The 6,687-nt window shown below is 72.2% G+C and carries 6 protein-coding genes; 4 read left to right on the forward strand and 2 right to left on the reverse strand.

The genetic code is table 11. The features are described from left to right. Window positions 1-548: 548 nt before the first annotated feature. On the reverse strand, window positions 549-1,211 hold the full coding sequence (msrA, locus tag AB0C04_RS05580) for a peptide-methionine (S)-S-oxide reductase MsrA (RefSeq protein WP_357048689.1): 663 nt from the start codon (window positions 1,209-1,211) through the stop codon (window positions 549-551). A 134-nt stretch (window positions 1,212-1,345) separates the two neighbouring features. Further along, complete coding sequence (locus tag AB0C04_RS05585) at window positions 1,346-1,756, reverse strand: HIT family protein (protein ID WP_357048692.1); 411 nt, start codon at window positions 1,754-1,756, stop codon at window positions 1,346-1,348. Between the two features lie 122 nt (window positions 1,757-1,878). Between AB0C04_RS05585 and AB0C04_RS05590 the strand changes: the two genes are divergently transcribed. The 4 genes from AB0C04_RS05590 to ilvA are packed head-to-tail and all read left to right on the forward strand — an operon-like array spanning window position 1,879 to window position 6,631. Beyond that, window positions 1,879-3,021 carry a cystathionine gamma-synthase gene (locus AB0C04_RS05590; protein WP_357048695.1) on the forward strand — a complete coding sequence of 381 codons (1,143 nt, stop codon included), beginning with the start codon at window positions 1,879-1,881 and terminating at the stop codon, window positions 3,019-3,021. Window positions 3,022-3,037: 16 nt separating this feature from the next. Next, the gene (locus tag AB0C04_RS05595) at window positions 3,038-4,447 is read left to right on the forward strand and encodes an amidase (protein WP_357048698.1); all 1,410 of its coding nucleotides are present in this window, start codon (window positions 3,038-3,040) and stop codon (window positions 4,445-4,447) included. 49 nt (window positions 4,448-4,496) lie between these two features. Next, window positions 4,497-5,414 (forward strand): DUF4328 domain-containing protein, encoded by a 918-nt coding sequence (locus tag AB0C04_RS05600; RefSeq protein ID WP_357048700.1) that lies wholly within the window; start codon window positions 4,497-4,499, stop codon window positions 5,412-5,414. Further along, entirely contained in the window at window positions 5,411-6,631 is a 1,221-nt protein-coding gene (ilvA, locus tag AB0C04_RS05605; protein ID WP_357048702.1) for a threonine ammonia-lyase, read from the forward strand. Before AB0C04_RS05600 ends, ilvA begins: the two co-directional genes overlap by 4 nt. Window positions 6,632-6,687: the final 56 nt, after the last annotated feature.

A 6,687-nucleotide genomic window follows, 5' to 3' on the forward strand; every position in this document is an offset into this window, starting at 1 on the left:
CCTGACAGCCGCGCGCTGGCAGGACTTGTTGCACAGTCGCTGGATTGCGCGTTCGAGGCCGCCTGGCGGGGCTTCCGGCTTAGGCGCCCAAAATGGGTGAAATGGACGACCTGCTGCAGGGTAATGTCCGTTTCGCTGCCACGGATGCTGTGGATCGTGCGCCGAAGATCCCGTTCATCCCAAACCGGCAGCTTTTCGTCATCACATGCCCGTCTTCGACCCGACCCAGACCGTACCCAGAGATGTGGAGAGGCTCCTCAATACGCCGCAAGATCAAGACCTCTGGTCACGCGTACGACGTGAAGACTGGCACGTTGACCACTGTGGTGCCGCCGCGCAGTCGCGATGACGGATAGCGGTCCGCTCAGTGTCGTCGCTGGATCTGGGCGCCCAGCAGCGCGGCGCGCGCCCGGTACCCGTACCGGTACCTCGTACCGCGAAGGGTTTTCGGGCGCGACGACCGGCTTGGCGTAACCGCGCGGGTGGGTTCCGCTGTCGCTGGCCATCGCGCCCCCCTCCATACGTCTGAATCAGGCTTGCGCCTGCGGTCAGCCGGCGGTACGGGCCACGCCCACCGGGCAGCTCAGCCCGTTCGGGCCGTGGTTGCAGTACCCGTTGGGGTTCTTCGTCGGCGCCAGATACTGCTGGTGGTAGTCCTCGGCCAGGTAGTAGCTGCCGAGCCGGTCGATCTCCGTGGTGATCTCGCCCTTACCGGCGCGGGCCACGATCGGTGCGAACGCGTCGCGGGAGGCGGTCGCGGTGGCCAGCTGCTCGTCGGTGCTGGCGTAGATCGCCGACCGGTACTGGGTGCCCACGTCGTTGCCCTGGCGCATGCCCTGGGTCGGGTCGTGGTTCTCCCAGAAGACCTTCAGCAGGTCCTCGTAGCTGATCTTCGACGGGTCGTAGACGACCTGGACCGCCTCGGCGTGCCCCGTCCGGCCCGAGCAGACCTCGTCGTACGTCGGGTTCGGCGTGTAGCCGCCCGCGTAGCCGGCGGAGGTGGTGATCACGCCGGGCAGGGTCCAGAACAGTCGCTCGGCACCCCAGAAACACCCCATGCCGAACACGGCGATCTGGCTGCCCTCGGGGAACGGACCCTTCAGCGGGGTGCCCAGCACCTCGTGCCGGTCGGCGACCGGCATCGAGATCGGACGGCCCGACAGGGCCTGGTCGGGAGAAATCATTTCGGCCTTCATTCGGCGCAGGAACACGGTGGGACTCCTCTCGTACCTCTCCCAGCGTGTAACACCGGCGGGTCCCTCACCCTTACCCGCTGCACCCCGACTCAGGCCGCCGCGAGGGGTGGGAGAGATCTTGGATGGCTCGTGCCGATATCTCCCGCCGGTCAGAGTGCGGCGCTGACCCGGTCCGCGTACTCCTGCGCCTCGGCGTCGTCGGTGTAACGGGTGCGGGGCCAGAAGAAGCCGCGCAGCCCGTCGCCCTTGGTCCGCGGTACGACGTGGGTGTGCAGGTGCGGGACGGACTGGGACACCTTGTTGTTCATCGCCACGAACGTCCCGCCGGCCCCCAGACCGGACTCCACCGCCACCGCCACCCGCTGGACCAGGCCGAAGTAGCCGGCCAGCTCCCCCGCCGGCAGCTCGGCCAGCGTCACCAGGTGGGCACGCGGTACCACCAGCACATGGCCCCGGAAGACCGGCCGGGTGTCCAGGAACCCCACCCCGTCCGGGACGTCGACGACCCGGAACGCGGGCACCTCACCCGCGACGATCCCGCAGAACACGCACCCGGCCACCCGACCAGGCTAGTGCCGCCAGCACCGGACCGCCCGTCCCGCCAACCCGTACGACACGGCGCTGACGTGACCCGCGCCGGGTTGCGCCCGATGGGCGCGGGTGGCGGACTAACGTCACGGGAATGAGTCACGGCTTTGAGACGCTCGCCATCCACGCCGGTCAGGACCCCGAGGCCCGCACCGGCGCGGTGATCACTCCTATCTTCCAGACCAGCACGTACGCGCAGGACGCCGTCGGGGCGCCGCGCCTCGGCTACGAGTACAGCCGCTCCGGCAACCCGACCCGGGACGCGCTCCAGGAGTGCCTGGCCGCGCTGGAGGGCGGGCCGGTCGGGCTGGCCTTCGCCAGTGGACTGGCCGCCGAGGACACCCTGCTGCGGACCGTCTGCAAGCCGGGTGACCACGTGGTCATCCCGGACGACGCGTACGGCGGCACCTACCGGCTCTTCGCCCGCGTCGTGGAGCGGTGGGGCCTGGACTTCACGCCGGCGAAGGTCTCCGACCCGGACGCGATCCGCGCCGCCGTGCAGCCCGGCCGGACGAAGATCGTCTGGGTGGAGACGCCGACCAACCCGCTGCTCGGCATCGCCGACATCGCCGCGCTGGCGAGCATCGCGCACGACGCGGGCGCCCTGCTGGTGGTCGACAACACCTTCGCCTCGCCGTATCTGCAGCAGCCGATCGCGCACGGCGCCGACGTGGTGGTGCACTCCACCACCAAGTACATCGGCGGGCACTCCGACGTGGTCGGTGGCGCGCTGATCGCCGCCGACGCCGGGCTCGGCGAGGAGCTGCGCTACCACCAGAACGCGATGGGTGCGATCAACGGGCCGTTCGACGCCTGGCTGACCCTGCGCGGCATCAAGACCCTGGGCGTACGGATGGACCGGCACTGCGACAACGCGGAGCGGCTCGCCGCCTACCTCGACGGGCACGCCAAGGTGTCCCAGGTGATCTATCCCGGCCTGCCCTCGCACCCCGGTCACGAGGTGGCCGCGAAGCAGATGCGCCGGTTCGGCGGCATGATCTCCTTCCGGGCGGCCGGAGGCGAGGAGCACGCGGTCGAGATCTGCAACCGGGCCAAGCTCTTCGTGCTCGCCGAGTCGCTCGGCGGGGTGGAATCGCTGATCGAGCACCCGGGCCGGATGACACACGCAAGTGCTGCCGGCTCGCCGCTTGAAGTTCCCGGCGATCTCGTGCGACTGTCTGTCGGCATCGAGACGGTCGAGGACCTGCTCGCCGATCTGGAACAGGCGCTGGGCTGACCGCTGGCTGGGGAGGGTGGCCGTGCAGGACATCATGCCGACCTGGGTGGGGGCGACCGCGAAGCAGATCGCCCGCGGCGTGCGGCGGGGCGACGTCTCCGCCACCCAGGTGGTGGCAGACCACCTCGACCACATCTCCCGGGCCGACGCCGAACTCGCCGCGTTCCGGGCGGTCCGCGGCGGGGAGGCGATCACCGAGGCGGAGAAGGTCGACGAGCAGGAGGACCTCGCCAACCTTCCGCTGGCCGGGGTGCCGGTGGCCGTCAAGGAGAACACCCCCGTCGCCGGCCTGCCCACCTGGAACGGTTCGGCGGCGGTGCGTACCGGAGTCGCCGAGGCCGACCACGAGGTGGTCCGCCGGCTGCGCGGCGCCGGTGCGGTGATCCTCGGGGTGACCCGGATGCCGGAGCTCGGCCTCTGGGCGCTCACCGACGACGACACCGGGGTGACCCGCAATCCGTGGGACACCGCGCGTACGCCGGGCGGCTCGTCCGGCGGCGCCGCGGCCGCGGTGGCCGCCGGGCTGGTGCCGATCGCGCACGGCAACGACGGCCTCGGCTCGATCCGCATCCCGGCGGCCTGCTGCGGTCTGGTCGGGCTCAAGCCCGGCCGAGGCGTGATCCCGTGCCAGCTCGGCGCCGACGACTGGTTCGGCCTCACCGAGCACGGCATGTTGACCACCACGGTCGCCGACGCCGCGGTGGGCTTCTCGGTGCTCGCGGGGCGGCGTCCGGAGAAGCTGGTGCCGCCGCAGCGGCTGCGGGTCGGCGTCTCGCTTCGTTCGCCGGTCCGCGGCGTCTCCCCGGACGCGCCCAACCGGGACGCGGTCGCCACCGCCGGCCGGCTGCTCGCCGCCGCCGGTCACGACACCGTGCCGGCGGATCCGGTCTACCCGACCCGGCTCGGGCTGCAGGGCATCGCCACCTGGTTCGCCGCGGCGGCCGCGGACGTCCGGGCCTCCGGCATCCAGCGCCGCGACCTGCAACCGCGCAGCCGCCGGCACGTCGCGCTCGGCGAATGGGCGCAGCGGCGCGGGTACGTCCGGGAGGCCGACCGGGCCGCCTGGCGGGACCGGTCCATCGGCTTCTTCACCGACCGCTCGATCGACCTGCTGCTCACCCCGGCGCTGGCCGGTCCGCCGCCGGAGGCCGCCGTCTGGTCCGGCCGGTCCTGGCGGGCCAACATGGCGGCCAACATCCGGTACGCCCCGTTCGCCGCGCCGTGGAACATCGCCGGTCTGCCGTCGATCGTGGTGCCGGTCGGGCGCCGCCCGGACGGCCTGCCGGTGGCCGTGCAGCTGGTCGGGCCGCCCGGCTCGGAGCTGCTGCTGCTCGGGGTGGCCGGTCAGTTCGAGATGGCCGCCCCGTGGTCCCGGCACGCCCCCGGCTATCCGCGGGTCGGCACGGGGTCGCCGGCCGTCGCATGATCGTCTAGCGTGTGCGCGCACCCCTCGCGCCGCACCCTGGATGGTCACCATGCAGTGCCAGACCTGCGGGGACGCCACGTCCCCGACCTTCAACGAGTGCCAGAACTGCCACACCCCGCTGGGCCAGCCGGCCGTGACGCCGGGGCTGCCGACCTATTCGGTGCGCGGCATCGGGCTGGCCGCCTCGATCGCGGTCGGCGCGACCGCCGTCTTCTTCCTGCTGAAGCAGCTCTTTCCGATCTACGCGCGGGGGCTGATCGAGCGGGCCGCAGCCGACCAGGACGCCGATCGGCTTTTCGCCATGGTGCTCGCCGAGGTGGTGCTCTCCATACCGTTCGCGCTCGCCGTCCTTACCGCCAGCGTGCTGGTGATCATCTGGACCTGGCGGGCCCGGAAGAACACCGACGCCTTCCCGGGCGCGCTGCCGTCGATGAAACCCGGCTGGGCGATTGCCGGCTGGCTGGTGCCGTTCGTCAACTTCGTGGTGCCCGCCCTGGTGGTGGGCAGCATCGCCCGGGACAGCATCCGGCGGAGCGTCGGTGGACTGGTCGGACTCTGGTGGATCGCCTGGCTGGTCTTCAGCGTCGGCGAGCGGGTGGTCAACCTGAAGAACGAGGTGGCGGCCGCAACGCTGCCGGAATCGCCGACCAGCGCCGCCCACTTCCAGGCGTGGGTGGACCACTACCAGCAGCAGGTCGGCCGGAACCTGGTCCCGGCGCTGGCCTGCCTGGTCGCCGCGGTCACGTTCATCGTGCTGGTCCAGCGGATCTCGGCCGCCCAGCAGGACCGCATCGCCCGTGCCGCCCCCGCCTGGTCGATCGTCCCGGGGATGCAGCTGCCGCCGGGCACGCCCGGGATGCCCGCCCGCCCGCAGCCGGTGACGGCACCGTCGCCGCAGGTGCAGGCCGGTGCGACGCCGGTGTCCCCGCCGGCTCCGCCGGCGTCGGGTGGCACGATCGGGGCATGAACGAACTGGTCGGTCTCGCCGACGTACAGGCCGCGCGGGAACTGCTCGCCGGCGTTACCCGGACCACCCCGCTTGAGCCCTCCCGGCCGCTCAGCGCGGTGCTCGGCGGGCCCACCTGGCTCAAGTGCGAGAACGTCCAGCGCGCCGGCTCGTACAAGGTGCGTGGCGCGTACGTGCGGATCTCCCGGCTGTCGGCGGAGGAGCGGGCCAGGGGCGTGGTGGCGGCGAGCGCCGGCAACCACGCTCAGGGGGTGGCCCTCGCCGCCGGCCTGGTCGGTACGCACGCCACGGTCTTCATGCCGGTGGGTGCGCCGCTGCCGAAGGTGGCGGCCACCAAGGGGTACGGCGCGCAGATCGAGCTGGTGGGTGCGACGGTCGACGAGTCGCTTGTCGCGGCGCAGACCTTCGCCGAGCGGACCGGGGCGGTGCTGATCCACCCGTTCGACCACCCGGATGTGATCGCCGGGCAGGGCACGGTTGCCCTGGAGATCCTCGAACAGTGCCCGGACGTGAGGACGATCGTCACCGGGGTGGGCGGCGGTGGGCTGGTCTCCGGGATCGCGGTGGCCGCCAAGGCGCTGCGCCCGGACGTCCGGGTGATCGGGGTGCAGGCGGCCGGCGCGGCGGCGTACCCGCCCTCGCTGCTCGCCGGCGAGCCGGTGCGGCTGCCGGCGTTCAGCACCATCGCCGACGGCATCGCGGTCGGTCGGCCCGGCGATCTCACCTTCAGCCACGTGCGCAAGCTGGTGGACGAGGTGGTGACCGTGTCGGAGGAGGACATCTCCCGGGCGCTGCTGATGCTGCTGGAGCGGAGCAAGCAGGTGGTGGAGCCGGCGGGCGCGGTCGGCGTCGCCGCGCTGCTGGCCGGGTCGGTGCAGGTGGAGGCCCCGGTGGTGGCGGTGCTCTCCGGCGGAAACATCGACCCGCTGCTGTTGCTGCGGGTGATCGAGCACGGGCTCGCCGCCGCCGGCCGTTACCTGCGGCTCACGGTGCGCTGCTCGGACCGCCCGGGCCAGCTCGCCTCGCTGCTCGGCGAGATCGCCGAGCACCGGGCGAACGTGGTGGACGTGGAGCACCAGCGGGCCAACCCGCACCTGCACCTCGGCGAGGTGGAGGTGGCGCTGTCGGTGGAGACCCGGGGCGTGCAGCACTCGGACACGCTGATCAGCGCCCTGCGGGCGAGCGGCTACCAGGTGGTCTTTGCGGGCGAGGCGTGACACCGACGGCGCCACCTCCACCTCGCCGAGGTGCAGGTGCGGGTTGGCCCGCTGGT

Origin of the sequence: Micromonospora sp. NPDC048909 (assembly GCF_040649635.1) — a bacterium.
Taxonomy (GTDB): Bacteria; Actinomycetota; Actinomycetes; order Mycobacteriales; family Micromonosporaceae; genus Micromonospora.